Annotated in this window: 17 protein-coding genes; 11 read left to right on the top strand and 6 right to left on the bottom strand. The window is 67.1% G+C overall.

Annotation, left to right across the window (positions count from 1 at the left end; genetic code table 11):
• The first annotated feature begins 77 nt into the window (after positions 1-77).
• The 3 genes from NQ038_RS10395 (at position 78) to NQ038_RS10405 (ending at position 2,133) form a co-directional block, all read left to right on the top strand.
• Positions 78-476 carry a sulfate permease gene (locus NQ038_RS10395; RefSeq protein ID WP_257057412.1) on the top strand — a complete coding sequence of 133 codons (399 nt, stop codon included), beginning with the start codon at positions 78-80 and terminating at the stop codon, positions 474-476.
• A gap of 68 nt (positions 477-544) precedes the next feature.
• Positions 545-1,675, top strand: a complete 1,131-nt coding sequence (locus tag NQ038_RS10400) for an XRE family transcriptional regulator (protein WP_257057409.1) — start codon at positions 545-547, stop codon at positions 1,673-1,675.
• On the top strand, positions 1,672-2,133 hold the full coding sequence (locus tag NQ038_RS10405; RefSeq protein ID WP_257057399.1) for a DUF4411 family protein: 462 nt from the start codon (positions 1,672-1,674) through the stop codon (positions 2,131-2,133). The genes NQ038_RS10400 and NQ038_RS10405 overlap by 4 nt, the downstream gene beginning before the upstream one ends.
• 19 nt (positions 2,134-2,152) lie before the next feature.
• Here the strand turns inward: NQ038_RS10405 and NQ038_RS10410 are convergent, their stop codons facing one another.
• Positions 2,153-2,668: a hypothetical protein gene (locus NQ038_RS10410; protein ID WP_257057396.1), complete on the bottom strand. Its 516-nt coding sequence runs from the start codon at positions 2,666-2,668 to the stop codon at positions 2,153-2,155.
• A gap of 79 nt (positions 2,669-2,747) precedes the next feature.
• On the opposite strand from NQ038_RS10410, the gene NQ038_RS10415 reads away from it, so the two are divergent.
• Complete coding sequence (locus NQ038_RS10415) at positions 2,748-4,283, top strand: hypothetical protein (protein ID WP_257057394.1); 1,536 nt, start codon at positions 2,748-2,750, stop codon at positions 4,281-4,283.
• A 7-nt stretch (positions 4,284-4,290) separates the two neighbouring features.
• Here the strand turns inward: NQ038_RS10415 and NQ038_RS10420 are convergent, their stop codons facing one another.
• Positions 4,291-5,955 carry a hypothetical protein gene (locus tag NQ038_RS10420; protein ID WP_257057391.1) on the bottom strand — a complete coding sequence of 555 codons (1,665 nt, stop codon included), beginning with the start codon at positions 5,953-5,955 and terminating at the stop codon, positions 4,291-4,293.
• Positions 5,956-6,113: 158 nt separating this feature from the next.
• Between NQ038_RS10420 and NQ038_RS10425 the strand changes: the two genes are divergently transcribed.
• On the top strand, positions 6,114-7,004 hold the full coding sequence (locus tag NQ038_RS10425) for a hypothetical protein (protein WP_257049126.1): 891 nt from the start codon (positions 6,114-6,116) through the stop codon (positions 7,002-7,004).
• Positions 7,005-7,007: 3 nt separating this feature from the next.
• On the opposite strand, the gene orn is transcribed toward NQ038_RS10425, so the two are convergent.
• Positions 7,008-7,637, bottom strand: coding sequence for an oligoribonuclease (gene orn, locus NQ038_RS10430; protein WP_257057387.1), 630 nt, complete (start codon positions 7,635-7,637; stop codon positions 7,008-7,010).
• A gap of 107 nt (positions 7,638-7,744) precedes the next feature.
• Here orn and NQ038_RS10435 point away from each other — a divergent pair, with 107 nt between their 5' ends.
• The 6 genes from NQ038_RS10435 (at position 7,745) to NQ038_RS10460 (ending at position 16,426) form a co-directional block, all read left to right on the top strand.
• Complete coding sequence (locus NQ038_RS10435) at positions 7,745-9,127, top strand: hypothetical protein (RefSeq protein ID WP_257057385.1); 1,383 nt, start codon at positions 7,745-7,747, stop codon at positions 9,125-9,127.
• Complete coding sequence (locus tag NQ038_RS10440; protein WP_257057383.1) at positions 9,117-10,217, top strand: hypothetical protein; 1,101 nt, start codon at positions 9,117-9,119, stop codon at positions 10,215-10,217. The genes NQ038_RS10435 and NQ038_RS10440 overlap by 11 nt, the downstream gene beginning before the upstream one ends.
• Positions 10,218-10,294: 77 nt before the next feature.
• Positions 10,295-11,254, top strand: a complete 960-nt coding sequence (locus NQ038_RS10445; RefSeq protein WP_257049200.1) for a tetratricopeptide repeat protein — start codon at positions 10,295-10,297, stop codon at positions 11,252-11,254.
• An 11-nt stretch (positions 11,255-11,265) separates the two neighbouring features.
• Positions 11,266-13,071, top strand: coding sequence for a hypothetical protein (locus NQ038_RS10450; RefSeq protein ID WP_257057381.1), 1,806 nt, complete (start codon positions 11,266-11,268; stop codon positions 13,069-13,071).
• Positions 13,072-13,121: 50 nt separating this feature from the next.
• Positions 13,122-15,209 (top strand): hypothetical protein, encoded by a 2,088-nt coding sequence (locus NQ038_RS10455; protein ID WP_257057379.1) that lies wholly within the window; start codon positions 13,122-13,124, stop codon positions 15,207-15,209.
• On the top strand, positions 15,206-16,426 hold the full coding sequence (locus NQ038_RS10460; RefSeq protein WP_257057377.1) for a hypothetical protein: 1,221 nt from the start codon (positions 15,206-15,208) through the stop codon (positions 16,424-16,426). Before NQ038_RS10455 ends, NQ038_RS10460 begins: the two co-directional genes overlap by 4 nt.
• Before the next feature lie 73 nt (positions 16,427-16,499).
• Here NQ038_RS10460 and NQ038_RS10465 read toward each other — a convergent pair whose 3' ends face one another.
• The 3 genes from NQ038_RS10465 to NQ038_RS10475 are packed head-to-tail and all read right to left on the bottom strand — an operon-like array spanning position 16,500 to position 18,731.
• The gene (locus tag NQ038_RS10465) at positions 16,500-16,988 is read right to left on the bottom strand and encodes a hypothetical protein (RefSeq protein WP_257049133.1); all 489 of its coding nucleotides are present in this window, start codon (positions 16,986-16,988) and stop codon (positions 16,500-16,502) included.
• A complete protein-coding gene (locus NQ038_RS10470) occupies positions 16,979-17,329 on the bottom strand; it encodes a hypothetical protein (protein ID WP_257049134.1) in 351 nt (116 codons plus the stop codon). Before NQ038_RS10470 ends, NQ038_RS10465 begins: the two co-directional genes overlap by 10 nt.
• 55 nt (positions 17,330-17,384) lie before the next feature.
• Positions 17,385-18,731 carry an MFS transporter gene (locus NQ038_RS10475; RefSeq protein WP_257057375.1) on the bottom strand — a complete coding sequence of 449 codons (1,347 nt, stop codon included), beginning with the start codon at positions 18,729-18,731 and terminating at the stop codon, positions 17,385-17,387.
• Positions 18,732-18,792: the final 61 nt, after the last annotated feature.

Here is an 18,792-nt window from a genome sequence, read left to right on the forward strand (position 1 = left end):
GGGCCGCTTGCGGCAGGCTTCCGAGCCCCTCTCCACGCACCGTCACCGCCGAAGCACGTGCGTGAGAGGAGAACACCATGTTCCGTCTACTTTGGATCGCCAGTATCCACACCCGGACCTTCATGCGCCGGTACATGCCCAGCAACATCATCCTCGACCGTGTCCGCACGCGTCGGGGCCTGAAGTGGGGACCGCTCACCATGCTGCTCGCCGTCCCCTACATCGCCGTGGCGTACTGGCTCACCGTGCTCATCGAGGCGGGTAGCCCCGGATGGCTCTACCTCTTCGTCTTCATCTGCCTCTGGAGCTCGTTCAAGATGATCTGGATCGGGCCAGTGAGCTTGGCGGTGCTCGCGCGGGCACGCCATGCCGAGTCTCGCTGCCGAGGAGGGGCGCCAACTCCGGGCGCGGGGAACCTCCGGCTGGTGCGATCTGCCGTCGTGCGTCGCTCCCAACCTGACGGTGCCACAAGATAAACTGAGACTAGGATGTCAGTCCCTGCACGCCAGCGGAACGGGTTCCCACCAGAAAGGAGGTTGAAGCCATGGCAAGAGCGCCAATCAATGGTTCCACCCTCCAATGGGCTCGTGAGGCAATGCTTGTCGAACGAGACGAACTCGCCAGAGCTGCGGGCACCAGCGAGGACCGCATTGTCGCGTTTGAAACTGGTGAGACGCGTCCAACCCTCCGTCAGCTTGAGAGCATCGCAAAGAAACTGGATCGGACGCTCGCTTTCTTCTTTACTCCCACGCCTAGCGCATCCGATGTGCCGGAGACTGCCGACTTCCGAGCAAGCAATGGGGAGCCTATTCCGTCTTTGCTTGCTAGAGAGATGCGTCGGGCTGAGCAACATCGCGAGACAATCTTGGAGCTTGAAGGAACCCCGGCTCCGCCCGCAATCGTAGAGCCGATCAACCGGCGGAATGTCTCTGCGAGAGCGCGCGAGATGCGAGCGCTCTTTGGCCTGACCGAAGCATTCACCCCTCCTGAGAGTCAGGAAAATCAGGTTCTTAACTTCTGGCGAGGTCTCCTTGAGCATCACGGGTATCTCGTGTTTCAAACGACTCGGGTTGATCTTGCGATTTTCCGAGGACTTTCCATCTACCATGAGAAGCTTCCTATAATCCTTCTCAATGGAGCAGACTCCAATAATGGTAAAGTCTTCACCCTGTTCCACGAAGTCGCACACTTAGCTAACCGCACGAGTGGAATGTGCGGTTTGGAGGATCGCGTAAATGTGGAGGCGACCGCCAACGCATTTGCCGCCAATTTCTTAATGCCGGAAAGTCAGGTAGGTCGAGTAGCTGCCAAGATTGCGGGGACCGCCTTCGAACGCGCGGAGGCGGCGGCTGGGGCTTTCAAGGTGAGCGTACTTGCTGCTGGCGTGCGGTTGCGCACCCTTGAGTTAATCACCGATGAGGAATTGGAGTCCATTCGTCGCGAGAGTGACGATAGATGGCAAGGCGTTCGAGAGTCCCGCAAGAAGCGCGAGGGCGGGCCTGCACCTTGGCGTACGCGCTATCGGGACCTGGGGCCGGGATACGTTGGGGCCGTTGCCCGAGCACTTGAAGATGAGCGTGTAGATATGCTCGATGCGAGCCACTTACTCAATGCCCGTGTCCCGATGGTTCGGCAGATGATCGATGAGTACTACCGAACCGAGGGTATCGAGTGACCTACACCTTGGACACCAACATACTCATCAACATGGAACGGCGGTATCCGCGAGAGTTCTTCAACTCTCTCTGGGATTCAATGGAAGCAGCCGTCGTCAGCGGTGACATCTGCATGTGTGAAGTAGCTCAGAAGGAACTAGACCTTGGCGACGATGACCTGTCCGCCTGGGTAAAGGGGATTCCGGGATTTGTCTGCAAGTCGACAGATGAAGAGCTTGCAACAGTAGCCGATATCTCCGGGACGCATCCGGATTGGGTACAGGGGCAGAAGAACTATGCTGACCCGTTTGTCATCGCACATGCCAAAGCAGATAACGAAGTCATTGTGACTGAAGAGGGTCGCAAAGGTCCAAACACTGAAGACAAGAACCAAAAGATTCCGAACATTGCTGATGAACATGGAGTTGCCTGCATCAAGTTCTTCGATCTTCTCCGTGCGCAGGGATGGAAGTTCTGAGCGAACGACGCCAAAGCAGCTACACGGCTTCAAGCTGGACGTCAGTGATCACCCCGGCGGCGACAAGAGCCACGCGTACGGCCTTACGATCCACGCCCATCCGGCGTCCGATGGCTCGCATCGACATGCCTTCCCGTGACAGGCGCACCGCCTCGGTTTGTTCCTGCTCGTTGAGCCCAGGACGCCGCCGAGGAACCTCCCGCCGCTGGAGGTGCGAGAAGACCGTGGCGCGGTGGATACCGTACTTGAAAGCCAGCTCCTGGACCCCAGACCCAGCCTCGTAGTCGGCGACCAAGTGGTCGATCTCGGAGGGGGTGAGAAAAGTTTGAGTCATCCCAACAGTCCTCACAACAGGGCCTCGATGGTCCATCGGGGCGGTGTTGCGGGGCCGGTTGCCGACCCGGTAGACCCCACGGTTCAGGCGCCTGACCAGCGTGTTCGCCTTCGGGGAAAAGTTGCCGAACGTGCTACGCAGGCACCCGGATAGAAGATCCTGTTCCTTCAGATCGCACTGGAGGGACGGGATCTTCGTCATTCACAGCCGCAGGCAGATCCCAGCGGATGGCCACTGGAATGTGCAGGACCATCACCGCCGCAGGTGAGATCTTAGGGCTATGAGACGAACCCTCGGTATAGTGCGCCTGATCCTGCGGGATCGCGCTTGGACCGCACTCATTCCCGTGCTGGCAGCGCTCGCCGTGGGCCTGCTCATCGCGCTGCTGCTGGTCCCGGCTGCCGCGGCCCGTGGCGATGCGCAGTTCGCGGCCCACGATGCCGAACTCGAACAGCGGGAGCGGGATCGTGCGGGTGGGCAGGCCCCGGCCGACCATCCGGACTTCACGATCGCCGTGGGCATCGACGATGAGCCGATGGAGATGCCCGCCCTGCAAAGTGCCATGACCGATCATCTGAGCTTCGCCGAGGAATTCGCCGAGCGCCTCAAGACCGGCGCGGTGGCCGCGGACTTCGCAACGCACGAGCGCGTGATGAGTCCTGCCAGTGCCCGCGCCCAGGTGGCCGACGGCACCAGTGCGCTGGCCATCGTCTTCCCGAAGGACTTCACCCGCACGCTGCTCGCGGAGATGAACGAGCGGGGTCTGGCCGGTGCCCATCCGAAGAAGTACCGGGCGAAGGTCGAGGTGCTGGCCGGCCCACAGGCCAGGACCCAGAATGATTTCGTCCTGAACGAATACCGCACCCAGGTGATGAACCAGGCCCTCGAGTTCAGCCGGGACCAGATCCACACGGAGGCCCAGCGCTGGACGTGCCAGGACAGCAGAACGGCGCAGACGTGCAAGGCGAGCCCGGCTGCACTGGCCACGGCCTTCGACCAGGCCTTCGCCTTCACCGTGGTCGAGGCCAAGGGCCCAGCGCCACAGGACTATCGGTACGCCTCGCTGGTAGCGGCCGAATCCACCGGGACCGAGGCCGCGCCCGGCTCTGCTGCAGCGGCCCCGGCGTCCGCAGACCTGCGCGCCTCCCGGCACGTGTACTCCCTGCACAGTGCCTCCCTGACGGCCATGCCGGTGGCCCTGGCCGCCGCGGCTCTGGTGCTGGGCATTGCGACCTCGATCGTGGTGGACCGGAACGTTGGAATCGGCATGTGGGGATTCGGGCCCTGGCGCCGCTGGGGCAGACAGCGCCCCCTGTCTCGCACCGCGGTCCTGAGCGCCAAGATGTGGCTGTGCACCGCGGGAGCTGTGGTGCTCGCTCTCGCCGGTGCACTGTGGGCCGCCGGGGCGGGTGCGGCCGGGGGATTCGGCCCGTTCTTCCCACACGGGGCCACCGAACTCATCGCCTGGGCCGCCCGCCTGGCGGTGTTCTGCGCAGCCGGACTGCTCATCGCCTGGTTGGTCGTCGGGCTGATCGACGTGCTCGGCGGTCTGGCCGGGGGAGTCGCTACGGCCCTGCTGTCAGTGTGGGTCCTGCTCTCATCCGGCGTCGTCCCGGCCGTGGGCGGGGGCGTCACCGGATCAGGGTGGGTCGGGTCCCTGGTGGGATCGGTCGCACTGGGATTCTCACCCACGTCCTATCGCGCGGTGGGCATCCCGGGATTCGCGCTGGTCTGCATCGCGCTGATCATGGTGGGCGCCGTGGCCCAGACGATTGTGCGGCTCTACGACAGGAAGGTGAGCATCCGGATCGGTTAAAGCGCCGCTAGACCCGGTCGAAGGGCGAATTGCCCGGCCGCAGCACATTGTCGCGCTGCGGCTCGGAGACGACCGCCTTCTCCGTGACATCGAACTTCTCCCGGTACTTGCCCAACAGCAGGCGGCCCTGGGAGTAGATATAGGTCGAGGAATTGTAGATCAGCATGGTGGCCGGGTAGAAGAACCACTGACCCAGCATCATGAACGAACGGAACCTGCCGTACTTGGCGGGCCTGGGCGGGATCAGGTTGAGCACCACGACCAGGGAGGTCAGCAGGGAGACCATCGCGACCTGCTGGATCACGCCCATCAGGAACGGGGTGTTGCGCACGAATGCGTCGGCCTCGCCGGAGCGCAGCATCATGATCACGGGCACCCAGCCGCCGAAGGCGATGATGGGCGACACGCAGGCCACGGTGACGTGGCCCTCCAGCAGGCTGAGGAAGCGGATCAACGAGGGCCAGAACGGTGCGCGCTTATCGGCCATCTGCTGGGCCACATACGGCACGTCCGACGCACCGTAGGACCAGCGGCTGAGCTGTTTGAACTGCGCAATGGCGGTCTTCTTCAGATTTCCGGCCAGGACGGCGTCCTGGTAGATCGGCACGTGGATCGGGCGGACCTTGTAGTTGCCCCCGAAGTGGAAGTAGGAGCGCCAGTACTGGTGGCCGTCCTCGACGATGGACCGCTTGGTCCAGAAGTCCATCTCCACCAGGGCGTCCAGCGGCTGGGCGTGGGAGGCGAAGTTGCGCAGCGTGTACGGGCGGACCGTGGAGGTGAGGTTCCAGACACAGTTGGCGCTGGCCACCACTCGGGTGATGACGGGCGCGTCCCAGATATTGCTCAGATACAGGGCGATCGGCTGGAACGAGCGGCGCTTGCGGTCCGGATCCTTGATGTATTCGTAGGCGACGTAGTCGAAGTAGCTCTCATAGGGCTTGTTGTCGCAGTCGAGGGTGGTGACGATGACATCGGAGTACGCATGACCGTTCTCATCGGCCCAGTTCTGCACCCGGTAGCCGGCGTAGGTGATGTTCGCGCCCTTACCCGCCAGTTCCTCCGGCAGGTCCTTGGGGTGCTTGACCAGTTCGAAGTGGCCGAACCGGTGGCCGTATTCGGACTTGAGCCGCTGAGCGGTCTCCTCTATGCCGTCCCCGCCGCGCTCCTCATAGGCGAAGAAGATGCACAACTGATCGCCCGGGGTGGTTGAATAGCACAGCCCGCGGATCGTCGGGGCGATGACCTCGTAGCTTTCGTTGTACGCGGCCACGACGACGGCGTGGCGCAGGTTCGACGGGTGCGGGTAGATATCCGGATTCGTCTTGACCCGATCCAGCAGTTCGCGGTGCTTGTGGACCTTGAACGAGCCGGGCGGGCTGGGCGGAACGCGTTTGCCGTCGAGCGTTAGCCCGATGTCCATCAGCCGGGCCGACCAGTCCACCCGGGCCGCGCGCTTGTACCGGCTGTAGCCGTGGGCCAGGTCGAAGGCGCCGCGGATCGCGCGGTAGAACATGATGGCGACGATCGCCAGGACGTAGTAGGCGCCGACGCGCGGGGAGATGATCGGCAGGATGATCGTCAGCAGTAGAGCGGTGTAGCTGATCAGGGCCGGCAGCATCTCGAACGCCCGATAGAGCGGGCGTCGCTTACCCAGGGGTATCTCGGTTTCCACCGTCTGCCTTTCGTGATGCCAATCGGACCTGAACTTCCAGTCTATGGTTCAAGGCCTTGAAAACCGCTGGGAGTACCCGGTTTATACCGGAATCCGTGACATATCTCTCACGCCGGACGCGCATTGCCCGCGGGTTCGTCTGCCTCTAGGGTGAGCCTATGACCGACTCACGAAGAAGTGAAGACATCCGCTTGCTCACCTGGCGCCTCGACGCCTTCCACTCCGCGTCCTATTTCGCCCCGGAACTGCGCACCGAACTGGCCGCGGCCGGACTGGTGCACGGTTCCGATCAGTACCTGGCCTCGCGCGCGGCCCCGCTGGGGGCCGTTGGCGGAGAGGCCGTGACCTCGGTGTTCTACGCATTCGGTCACGACTACGTGTGCCGGTCCCTGCCGAAGGTCTGGGAGACGACCAGCCCGCAGCAGGCGCACGCGGCCCGGTTGCGCGGGGTCGCGGCCCTCGTCGAGCGGGCGCGGTCCGGCGCGGCGGAAGACGGATTGCCCGGCGGCGCGGCGCAGATCGATGCGGACGCGGCCCGGCTGTGTGAGGAACTGGCCCCGGTCGTGGCGGCCATGGACGACACCTACCGGCCCCTGTCGGCGGCCACACGGGCCGCCCTGGCCCAGGTCCCGGGCGCCTCGGACCCGGTGCTGGCGCTGTGGATCACCGCCACGCACCTACGGGAGTACCGCGGCGACAGCCATGGGGCGGTGCTTGCCACCAGCGGTGTCACGGGTGCTGTGGCCAGCATTCTGCACAGTCTGGACGGTGGGCCCTTCCCGCCGGCTGCGGCTCGACGCGCACACGGCTGGACGGCCGAGGTCTGGGCCGAGACCGTCGACCACCTGCGCTCGGCGGGCCTGGTCGCGGGTGCGGACGACGACACCGCTGTGCCGACAGCGGCGGGCAAGGGCCTGCGCGCGGAACTGGAGGCCGCGACGGACGCTGCCGTGGCGGCCTCCTGGGATTCGCTCGACGATGCGCGGCTGCACGACCTGGCGCAGCTCGCGCGCGTTGGCGGGCGCCTGGCCAGGGCCGCCAAGGGCTGAAGCCTAGAGCGACATGCCCTGGGTCTTGGCCGCCAGCTCCGCGGCGATCGACTGGGCCTGGGCCGAGGTCGGGCCTTCGGAGACGAACACGGCCTTGCGGTAGTAGGCCAATTCGTCGATCGAATCGCGGATGTCGCCCAGCGCCCGGTGGCCGCCGGTCTTGGCGGGGGCGTGGTTGTAGGCGCGCGGGTACCAGCGCTTGGCCAGTTCCTTGATCGAGGAGACGTCGATGATGCGGTAGTGCAGGTGCTCGACCAGTTCGGGCATCTGCACCTGCAGGAAGCCCTTGTCCGTGCCCACCGAGTTCCCGCCCAGCGGCGCCTTGCCGGCCACCGGGGCGTGCTGCTTGATATAGGCCAGGACCTGTTCCTGGGCCTGCTCGATCGTCAGCCCCCCGTCCAATTCCTCGATCAGGCCGGAAGTGGTGTGCATATTGGTGACGAAGTCGTTCATATGCGCCCGCGCCGCGTCGCTGGGCCTGATGATGACGTCGATGCCGTCGTCCAGCGGCCGCAGTTCGAAGTCGGTTACGATCGCGGCGACCTCGATCAGTTCGTCGACGCCCAGCTCGAGGCCGGTCATCTCGCAGTCGATCCAGACGATCCTGTCGTTTTCAGAGTTGTTCTTAGACACCCTGTCATTGTACGTGTGTGGCGATTGCCGCAACGGTTTTCGGCAAGTTCTCACGCGGGACCAATAGAATGGTGCTCTGACCTCAGTCCCTACCCGAAGGAACCAGCGTGCGATTCATCGCGTCGGCAATCTTCCTTGTGCTCGGCCTCGTGCTGGGCGTCATCGGTGTTGGCCAGAAGACGTTCTGGGCCCCCTCCGACACCATCACGGCCAGCGCCGACATCGACGCTGACGCCCCTGTGGCGGTGATCGAACCGGGCGTCCTCAACCTCTACGACGTGCCGACCACGGTGAAGGTCAAGGGCACAGGACCCCTGACCGTGTCGCAGGCGTCCAAGGAGAACATCGACGCCTGGGTGGGTGAGGACACGCGCGTCACGCGGATCACCGGCCTGCAGTCGAGCACCGAACTCGCCACCACGACCGGCGACGGCAAGGACACCTCCGTCCCGGACCCCGCCGGTGGTGAGCTGTTCACCAAGCAGGATTCCGGGGATGACGAGATCACCCTGACCTGGAAGGACGACGCCGGACGTACCGCCTTCCTGCTGGCGGGCGACGGCAAGGCCGGAGAGGTCACCTCCGTGAGCATCAGCTGGCTCAGCCACGCCAGCACTCCCTGGGCCACGACGCTGATCGTCCTGGGCATCCTGGCCCTGGCCGCCGCAGTGGTGCTGGGCATTCTGGCCATCCGCAGTTCGCGCCAGGAACGGGCACGCCGGACCCGCAGGCAGGAACGCCGCCGCAGGTTGGCCGAGACCGGTTCCACCGTCACCGCCGAGGTCCCCCTGGTCGGGGCGGCCGCTGCCGCGGGGACGGTGGATGGTGCGGCCGGGACGGCAGCCGATTCGGCGGCCACAGGCACGGCTGCGGAGGACGCGACCACAGTCCTGCCGAAGACGGATACCGGGGAATCGACTCCGACCGCCGTGGACGCGAAGTGGGCGGGGGCGAAGTCGAAGCCCGACACGGTGGAGCCGGAGACCGGCAAACCCGCGGTCGCTGATGCGGAGACCTCCGCGGCCGAGAAGACCGGTGAGTCCGAGCCCGCGAAGCCCGCGGCCAAACCGGGGAAAGAGCAGAAGCCGGAGACCGGACAGGCCAAATCCGCGAAGCCCCAGCGCGCGATTCCGAAGACCTTCGCCGAGGACGAGGACGAGGAACCGGCGAGCCCGATCGCAGATGCCAAGGCTCAGCCTGCGCCGAAGGCCAAGCCTGCAACAACGAGCGCGTCGGCACCCAAGGCCAAGCCGGCGCCCAAGGCCTCGTCGGAACCCAAGGCCAAGCCGGCACCCAAGGCCGAGGATGCGAAGCGACCGGTGCCCCGGCAGGCGCCGGGAACCTCGGCCCCGGCACCGCGCAAGGCCCCTGAGCCCCCGAAGAAGGCCCCCGAACCTCCACAGAAGGCACCCGAACCTCCGAAGAAGGCACCCGAGACCGTGACGAAACCCGACAGCTCCACGTCCGGAGGCGACGACAGTGAACGCTGATACGACAGTGAACTCCGCAACGGCCGTGGCACCACACCGGAACACGGCACATCACGCAGCACCGGCCCGCGGTGTGGGCAGACGGCTGGCGCGCGGCCTGGCGGCGGCCTGCATTCCGGTGTTGGCTCTGACCGGCTGTGGCGGCGATGAGGAACTGCCCAAGGCGCAGCCCGCGCCACTGCCCTCGAGCGCGCCCGCCGTGGTGACCGACGAACAGGTCGACTCGATCCTCGGCGCGATCGGCGACCAGGTGGCGAAGGCGGACAAGGCCCGCGACAAGAAGGCGCTGGCCCAGCGGGCCGCCGGACCCGCCCTGGCCCAGCGGGAACGCGCGTACAAGAACGCCAAGAAGGCGAAGAAGGGCTATGCGATGCCCGCGGCGGTGGCCAGTGAGCAGATCCTGCGCAATGCGTCCTCGGCCACGCAGAGCTGGCCGCGGGTGACCACCGTGATCGCCTCCGGCGGCGGGCAGACCCAGGCCCTGGTGCTCAGCCAGGAGTCCCCGCGCGATGACTACAAGCTGTGGTCGCAGACCACTCTGCTGGCCGGCGCGCAGATCCCGGAGCTCAACGACGCAAGGCAGGGCTCGGCGCTACTGGATCCGAATCAGTCCGGTCTGGCGCTGACGCCGAAGAAGGCGCTGTCGGACTACGCGGCCATGCTGCAGGACGGCCAGGGGGCCAAGGGCAAGAAGGCGAAGGCCCGCGCGGCCGAATTCGGTTCGGACGATTTCACCAAGGGCCAGGTGAAGGCCGATGCCGATCAGGCCAAGAGCCTGAAGAAGAACAACGCAGAGGTCGAGTACACGTACAAGGCCGGAAAGACCCTGGCCGCTCAGGCGACCGCCGACGGCTCGGCACTGGTCTTCGGAACCGTGACGAAGACCGTGACGACCAAGCCCGAATCCAAGGACGGTGAAACCGGTGAGCTCCAGCTCAGTCCGCCGTATGACAAACTGGCGGGCGCTTCGAAGACCGAGAAGGGCTTCGAGGTGGAGATCGCGAGCAATGTCGTCATGGTCATCCCGAAGTCGGGCAAGGCCACTGTGATCGGCGCCGACCAGCTGGTCTCCGGCGCCAAGCTGAAATAACCGCGCGGGGAACGACCGCGCCTGCCGAAGCAACCCTGCCGAAGCAACTACGCACAGAGGAGAAACACGTGACTCAGATGCCGCAGAATGCGGGTAGCGCACCTGCCGGCCAGGAGGGCCTGGACCTCTCCGCCGTCCGCCACCCGGGACGCGCGGGAGCCGATGCGCCCGCGGGCGGTGCCGCGGCCTCCGGCACACCGCGACAGGCCGGGCCCGGCGAGGTCCTCGTCCCCGACCTGGTCTTCGACGTCACCGAGGAGACCTTCAACGACGTCGTGCAGCTCTCCGCCCAGGTCCCCGTGGTCATCGACCTGTGGGCCGAATGGTGCGGCCCGTGTAAGCAGCTTTCCCCGGTGATCGAACGGGCGGTGCGCGATCTGCACGGCCGCGCGGTCCTGGGCAAGGTCGACGTTGACGCGAATCCCCGCCTGCAGCAGGCATTCCAGGTCCAGTCGATCCCCACGATCATCGCGCTGATCCAGGGGCAGCCGGTCCCACTGTTCCAGGGCGCCCAGCCCGAGGCCCAGGTCAAGGCCGTGCTGGATCAGCTGGTGCAGCTGGCCGGCCAGCAGGGGATGACGAAGACCGCGGTTCCGGCGAACGCACCGGTGGACGAACAGCCCGTCGGCCCCGCCCACCCCGAGGCCATTGCGGCCCTGGAAGCCGGGGATCTGGACCGGGCCAAGGAGATCTACCGGGCCGCCCTTGCGGAAGCCCCCGCAGACGATGAGGCCAAGCTGGGCCTGACCCGTGTGGAACTGCTCGAACGCACGAAGGACCAGGACCCGGCACGGGTGCGCGCCGCTGCCGCGAACGATTCGAAGAACGTGTCAGCCGCCCTCGAATGCGCGGATCTGGACGTGGTCGGCGGCCACGTCGACGATGCCTTCAACCGGCTCCTGGGCCTGTTGCCCGGTCTGACGGGAGAGGACAAGGAGACGGTGCGCCTGCGCCTGCTTGATCTGTTCGAGGTCGTCGGCGCCACCGATGCCCGTGTCGTCAAGGCCCGCGCCCGCCTGATGCGCGCGCTGTTCTAGGAGCGGGCCCGGTGTCACGACTGACCGTCATCAGGCCCGTGCTGGGCGTGCTGTGCCTTGTCATCGCCGCGGCGATCCTGGTGCCGGTGATCTCCGCCCTATTGGCGGTGGGAACCGACGACAAGCTCGAGGCCAAGGAAATCACAGTGGCCCCCGGCACCTATGCGGTGTCCCTGGACGAACAGGTCGTGCCCTTCACCCATACCTCGGCCACCCTGACGGCGACATCCGGCGGGGGCTCGCGCGAACTGTTCCTGGGCACCGCCAACGGCGTCGATTCGGAAAGCTATCTGACGGGAATCGCCCACCAGGAGATCACGGGTTGGACCATGCCGGGCACCTTGGAGAGCCGGCGACTCGACGGGGACACAGCGCCGGTGGTGCCCCCCGCCGGCCGTGACTGGTGGATTCAGCAGCAGACCGGGAGCCAGGTGTCCCAGACCTTCGATCTGGACGCCGCTCCGAACGTCATCGTCATCGCCCCCGCCGATGGAAAGGGCGATCTCCAAGGAGCCACGGTGACCATGCAGATAGCCGTCCACGGTGTCCTGGCATTCTGTATCATCGGCCTCGCCGGGGTCGTCCTGGCACTGGGCGGTGCCCTGTTCTTCTTCCTGCGCGCCCGCCGTACCGTTGGCCGGCGCGGGAGGACGGGCCGGGGCTCCGGTCGTGGTCGGTCCGATTCGGATCGCGCCGGTCGCTCCGGTTCCGGCCGTTCTGATTCGGGCCGCCGAGGCGCCGGCCGGGAGCGTGCGACCCCTACCGGCCGTGGGCGCCACGGCGCCACCTCGCGGCGTGGAGTGGCCGCCGGAGCCGTGGTGCTGGGCACCGTGGTCGGCGTCTCCGGTTGCGCGCCCCTGCCCGTGGCCCAGCCCGCCGACCCCACCATCAAGAGCTACAGCCGCGTTCCCCTGGCCACCGGCCAGGCGGGGGACTTCATGACCGGCTATGTGAAGGGCCTGGACAAGGCGCTGCAGAACGGTGGGAAGAACCTCGACGCGCTCCAGGCCGAACCGCTGCGCAGCCGCACGGAGGCCGAAATCCTCATCGCCAAGGCGGAGAAGAAGAAACTGAGCGCCGGCGCCTTCGAATCGGTGGTGGCCGGTGGCCGTTCCTTCGACGCCTACCCCATGTGGTTCATGGCCTTCGCCAAGGTCGCGGGCAGTGACGATACCGTGGAGGCCCTGGTGGCCCGGCGCGATACCGCTGCCAGTGACTGGTCGGTTGTGCAATCGCTCTTCCTCCCGGCAGCGTCTGCGCCCCAGCTGGCCGCGGACGCCGCAGGAGCAGTGGCGCCGGCCCCCGGCGAGTTCACCGACCTGGACCGCGGGGCCACGGAGGCCCTGTTGAAGTACCTGCGGGCGGAGCCGGGCAAAACGCAGAAGGAAGCGGCGGGAATCCAGCTCGAGGGCAGGGCCTTCAGTGACTTCCGCGCCTATGTCGACAAACTCGCATCCAAATCGGGCGGCTTCAAGGACGTGGGGGTCACCTGCAAGTCCGTAGAGGAAGCTGCCGATCTGTCCGCCATGTCGCTGAGCACCAGGGAGGGTGCTGTGTCCCTGGGCGAGATCCGCTGCACCGTCGAGGCCACAGCCTCGACGAATGCCAGCGTCGACATGGGCAATGACGTCGAGGCGCTCATCACCGGGGACAAGAACCGCTCCACCGTCGTCATCGACGTGGCCCTGCCGTACATGCTGCAGGCCAAGGGGCAGGGCTCCCGGCCCTCGGACCTCGACGATGCGGAACTCAGCGCGGCTGGTGACGGCTGGTTCATGGTCGGTGCCAAGACCCGGGGCAAGCGCACCCAGGGGTAGGGACCGCGCGCGTCCGGGCGGAGGCGCTGCCCTCCGGTAGGCTGGAGCCCATGGCCTCGACCGACCTGAACGATCAAGCGGCCACCGACACCGCGATCGGAGCTGCCCTCGCACGGGCGCTGGACGCGCTCTATGGAGACGAGCTGCGTGCCGGTACCGCCGTCCTGACCGATCCGGAGGTCCGCCCCGGGTTGCCCGATGGGCTGGAGGCGACACTGCGCCGCTTGGCCACGGCCGATGACGTCGACATCCGCATCATCCTCGGTCCCGAACTGGGCCGGCCCCGCAATGCCACGCTCAACAGCTGCGATGTGGCAGTCGGCCGGCTGCTGAGTGCTGCCGAACTGGACGACGGCGGACCTCGGATTCTGATCTACCAGCAGATCGCCCGGGTCCGGGGCCGGCCACTGGTCTACGCCTCCGGTCCGAAGGGGATGAGCGGGCGCCTGGTGGGGGTGAGCGACTACACGGATATGCGCGGGGACTTCCTGGCCGATCCGGAGCGTTTCATGTCCTACAACATCGCCGCCGGCCGCGCCTGGCTGGGACTGGGCCCAAAGCCGGACCTGGCGGATTACACGGACCGGGGCTTCACCCGCGAAACCGTGTCCACCCTGGAAGTCGCCGAGGAAGCGGGAACGAACCTGGTGGCGCTGGGCGCGACGACGGCCACGGTCGCCGCCGCGCTGAGCTGGGTGATCCTGCGCCGCAACAAGGGGATGGCGGGCGTGCTTGAACCCACCGAGCTGCCCCGTCGGGTGCGCTCCAGGGCCTCCGCTGCTATCCGCCGGACTTATGACGAAGTACCGGCGGACCGCGTGTTGGCGCTGGCGGCCGAGGACCCCGGTGGACGCGCGGCACGTACCGTTGGCGCGCTGCACGGGCTCGCGGAGGCGATCGGCGCGCTGCAGGCCCGCCACGCCGCCGGCGGGTTGAGTCCCGTGGATATGGTGGCCCTATGGCTGATGGACCAGCGCTGGGACGAACTGCTCCGCCATCCGGAGGCCGAACCGACCGGGCACTGCTTCTTCAACCCCCTGCACGGCCGGGCGGATTCGACCGTGCAGTTCCGCAGCCGGCACGGGGCGCTGAGCGTGCCGACCTGTTCCGACTGCGAAACCGCAGTGGAGTCGGGTACGCGTCCCGCTAGTCTCTTGGTCGCACCGGCGCCCGGCGCCACGGCGGTCCCGTACTTCGAATGCGATGACGGCTATGCGCACACCGGATTGGGATCTTTGGCCCCGATCGAATCCGATGTCCCCGGCACACACGGCCCGGCTGTTGACCCGCAGCCCCGTGCGAAGGCGTCGAGTCCGCGTGCGAAGGAGCGGAGCCGGCAGGGCAGGAGCCGGGTTGGGCGGATCTTAGCCGGATCCGCGCTGGTGCTCGGAGCGGTCCTGGCCGGCGGGGGACTGGGCATAGGGGGCAGTCAATACGTCCTGACCCATGCGCTGCCGGTGTCCCAGGCGGATGCAGGGCGCTACGCGGACGACTACGACCGGGCCCGGATCGGCGCCATTCTCGATCACTGGCAGGACGATCCCGTCTACGTCTCGCCGGTCAATGCCGCACTACTCGATCCCGCCCAGCGCGCGTCCTTGGCCGGCACCGCCAGGGACGTGCGGCTGCCGATCTACGTCGCACTGCCGAGCCTGGCCGCCTCGGATGAATCCGGCGGCAGCGTCACGTTGCTGGCCAACCGGTTGGCGGCGGGGCTGGCCGAACGAGGGCAGGACGGGATCGTCTTCGTGGCCACGGGGTATTCGGCCACCATCGCCTCCGCCGGCCGAACTCCCGACGACGAGGCCGCGCGCTTCGAGGTGCTGCATCCCCGGCTTTCCTATACCCGGGCTGGGGCCGCGAGCGAACCGGGGACGCCCGTTGATTTCGCCGGCGCGCTCCACGAAGAAGTCTCCAAGGCCGGCGATATCGAGTGGAACGAAGACGATTCGCAGCCGTATCGGAGTCTGCCCGTCAAGCACGACCGGGAGTCCTTCGGCATCAGCCCATCGGCCTCACAGTCCAGCCTGCTGCGCGGGACCCTGTCCGGCGGAGTGATCGGCGGACTTGCCGGTGGTGCGCTGGGCGGCGTGCTGATCGCCATCGGCAAGCATCGACGGAAGGACACGGAGACATGAGTTCGCTGAGCTATTCCGGTGATATCGCGAAATCCCTGGCCGAGGATCCCCTCTACATTGATCCCGCGGCGCGTCCCGATATCAGGGAGACGACCGTGAACTCCCTGCAGCAGGCGTTGGAGGACGGCGGCGGGGTGCCGGTCTACGTGGTGATCGTGCCGGCGGATCGCTCGGACGTGTCAGATCTGGGCACGCTGGTCGCGGCAGCGCGCGAGGGCCAGGGCGTGTACCTGGTGATGAAGCCGCAGACCGGCACCGTGTGGAGCAAGGTCGACGTGGATGCGGCGGACCGGTTCGATGTGCTGGCCAGAATGAATGCGGCCGGGCAGGACACCGAAAGCCAGGACCCACCGCCGGTGCAGGCCGTGACCTATGTCGAGACCCTGCGCGATCCGAATTTCACCAAGCCCGAGCGCAAGACCGGCACCGGCTCACACCACTCGTCCGCGTCATCGCCACTGGAGATCTTCGATTCCGGAGCGGGGGTGATCTTCACAGTGGTCCTCGTCCCGGTGCTGATCCTGGCGGCCGGGGCAGTTGTCTGGCAGATGCGCCGGTCGCCCAGGCGGAAGGCGCCCGCTCCGTATCGCCTGCCGCGGCGGATCCTCGACCAGGCGGGGGAACTGCAGCGCCGTGATCTGGCGCGGGAGCTCTCCGCCGACAGCCTGCACATCGCCGGACGGCTGCGCGACTTCGACGTCAGCGGTCTGGACGCCCAGCGGGCCGAGCTCGTCGAACACGGGCTGGACGCCTACACTCTGGCCGCCGGGATCGTCGACGATCCACAGGCCGGCCGGGTGGATCTAGCCGGGGCCCTGGTCCTACTGAACCTGGCCGGCAGGGACCTCGATGAGCTCGAGCGCGGTGGCCGTACCGGCGCCACGCGGTCGGGGCCGGACAAGGCCGGGCGGAAGGGCAGAGCAGTGGGGAGCAGGGCTCGACGCGCTGCGATCAGGCGCGGGGAGACGCTGTGCGTCTTCGATCCGGGACACGGCGCGGCGCAGACCACCGTGCGCGGCGAGCGGGCCACCACTTCGGCCACTGGCCAGAAGCTGCCGGCCTGTGCGGCCTGTGCCAAGGACTTGGCGGCCGGGCGGCAGCCCGACTGGCTCTACGACGGCAGCCGGCCCTACGCCGAGGGGGATTCGATCTGGGCGCGGACGCTGTTCGGCTCCGTGGGCGAGGACCTGGTCGCCCAACTGCAGCGGCGCGGCTGAACCGGTGTCCGGGTGCAGGCGCGCCTGTGACCCGGGCCGGGTGGCAGCGCCCGGGGACGAGGGGGCGGAAGCCTCAGGCGGCCTCGGTCCCGGTGTCCTGGGCGCCGTCCTCCTGCGCCGCGACCCGCTTGCCGATGCCGAAGAGCCACCACAGGCCCAGCACGGGCAGGAACAGCGGCACACAGCCGTATCCCACGCCGAAGCCCGACCAGACGCTGGCCTTGGGGAACAGCTGGGGCTCCATGAAGCTGAGGATGCCCACCGCGATGACGCCCACCAGTTCGATCGCGCAGCACGCGATCGCTGCGTGATGGCTGCGCTTGCTGCCGCGCACGAAGCACACGGTGGCGACGATGTAGATGATCGCGGCGATGAGCGAGAGGATGAAGGACACCGGGGCCACGGAGAACTCGCGGATGATCTGGGAGAGCGCGCGCATGGTCGCGGCCAGGGCGAAGATCCCGTAGACGGCGGTCAGGGCGCGGCCCAGGCCGGTGTGCATCGCGGAGTAGGGGCTTGTCTGCGCCGGATCCTTGGGAGCGCGCCCGCGCTTCAGAGCCATATCTGGTCCATCCTCACAATCATTACGATGACGGTCAGCCCGGTCAGGGCCAACACAAGGGGCCCCCACCTGGTCAGTTCGATGAATGCCCAGCCGCCCGCCAGCGGCACCAGTACGATCGCGGTGAGCACATAGCCGAAGAACAGCAGGGCGTCGGTGCCGCCGGCCTGCGGCCACAGCACGATGCCCAGGACCAGTTGCACCAGCAGCCCCAGCAGGAGCACGCCGGTGAAGACGATGAGCGCCATATTCGCCGGTTTGTCACGGATCGCCTGCACCCCCGCCCAAACGGTGAGCACGCCGCAAAGGGCATAGAGCGTGTAGGTCAGCAGGGTAAGCACGACGTTCAGCTTATCAACCGGAGTGGGCCCTCCGCCGCGTGGTCAGGCCGTCCGGTCACGCCGCTTGGCGCACATGTCCGCGGGCCATGCACAGACCGAGGACCGCAAACACCGCACCCAGGCACAGGTACAGGCTGATGGGCCAGGACTGGCCGCCGAAGGAGCTCAGCAGCCAGGTGGCGATCGTCGGGGACAGGCCGCCGCCGAGCACGGCGCCGATGTTGTAGGACACCGCCACCCCGGAATAGCGCAGTTCGGGGGCGAACAGGGTGGTGAACCAGTGGGCCATCGGGCCGAACAGCACACCGCCCATCGCATAGCCCCCGGCGATCGCGATGGTCGCCGCGACCGGGGTGCGCAGATCGAACAGCCAGAAGAACGGGAAGGCCCACAGCAGCATGAGCACCGCGCCGGTTGCCATCACCCGGGTCAGCCCCAGCTTGTCGGCCAGCCAGGCGGAGCCGACCACCGTGACAAGGTGGGCCACTGAGCCGATCAGGCCCGCGGTCAGGATGTCCTGGCGGTCCATGTGCAGGGCCTCGGTGCCGTAGGCCATGGAGAAGGAGTTGACGATGAAGATCGTGAGGTTGAAGCCCAGATTGACCAGGATCCCGGCCACCAGCATGAAGGATGCGGTGCGCAGCACCCGGCCCAGGGGCAACCGGGCGACGTGGCCGGTGGCCTTGACGCGCTTGAACTCCGGGGATTCGTCGATGCCCAGGCGGATGTAGAGGCCCACAGCCACCAGGACCAGGGACAGCCAGAAGGGCACCCGCCAGCCCCAGGTCAGGAAGGCGTCGCCGCTGAGCGCGGTGGCCAGAGTGAAGGCCAGGGTGCCCAGGATGGAGCCCAGCGGGGAGCCGGCGGTGGCGAAGCCGCCGAAGAAGGACTTGCGGCCGGCCGGTGCGTGTTCGGTGATCATGACGAAGGCCCCACCCTGCTCACCGCCCATGAAGAAGCCCTGGCACAGGCGCAGCAGCAGCACCAGGATCGGAGCCGCCATACCCCAGGTGGCGGCCGCGGGGATGCAGCCGATCAGCGCGGTGCACAGGCCGGTGGCGGTCAGGGTCAGCACCAGCATCCGCTTGCGGCCCAGCCGATCGCCGAAGTGGCCGAACACGATCCCGCCCAGCGGCCGGGCCAAGAAGCCCACGCCCATGGTGGCGAAGGCGACCAGGGTGCCCAGCAGCGGATCGTCCAGGGTGAAGAACACCTTGTTCAAGACGATGGCGCTGGCCAGCCCGTAGATGATGAAGTCGTAGAGTTCCACGGCGGTGCCGATCCCGGCGGCCACCGCGACGCGGCGCACGGAAGTGGCTGCCGGTGATTCGGGTACCGGGGCTGTGGGATCGTGGGCTGTGTGGGTCGAAGCGGTGGCGGAGGGATTCTGCGGGGTGGTCACGGCCTCCACTGTAGAACCTCTGTGACCGACGGCGCTCAGCTGTCCGCTATACGTCCACCAA

Source organism: Brevibacterium sp. 50QC2O2 (assembly GCF_024580675.1).
GTDB lineage: Bacteria > Actinomycetota > Actinomycetes > Actinomycetales > Brevibacteriaceae > Brevibacterium > Brevibacterium moorei.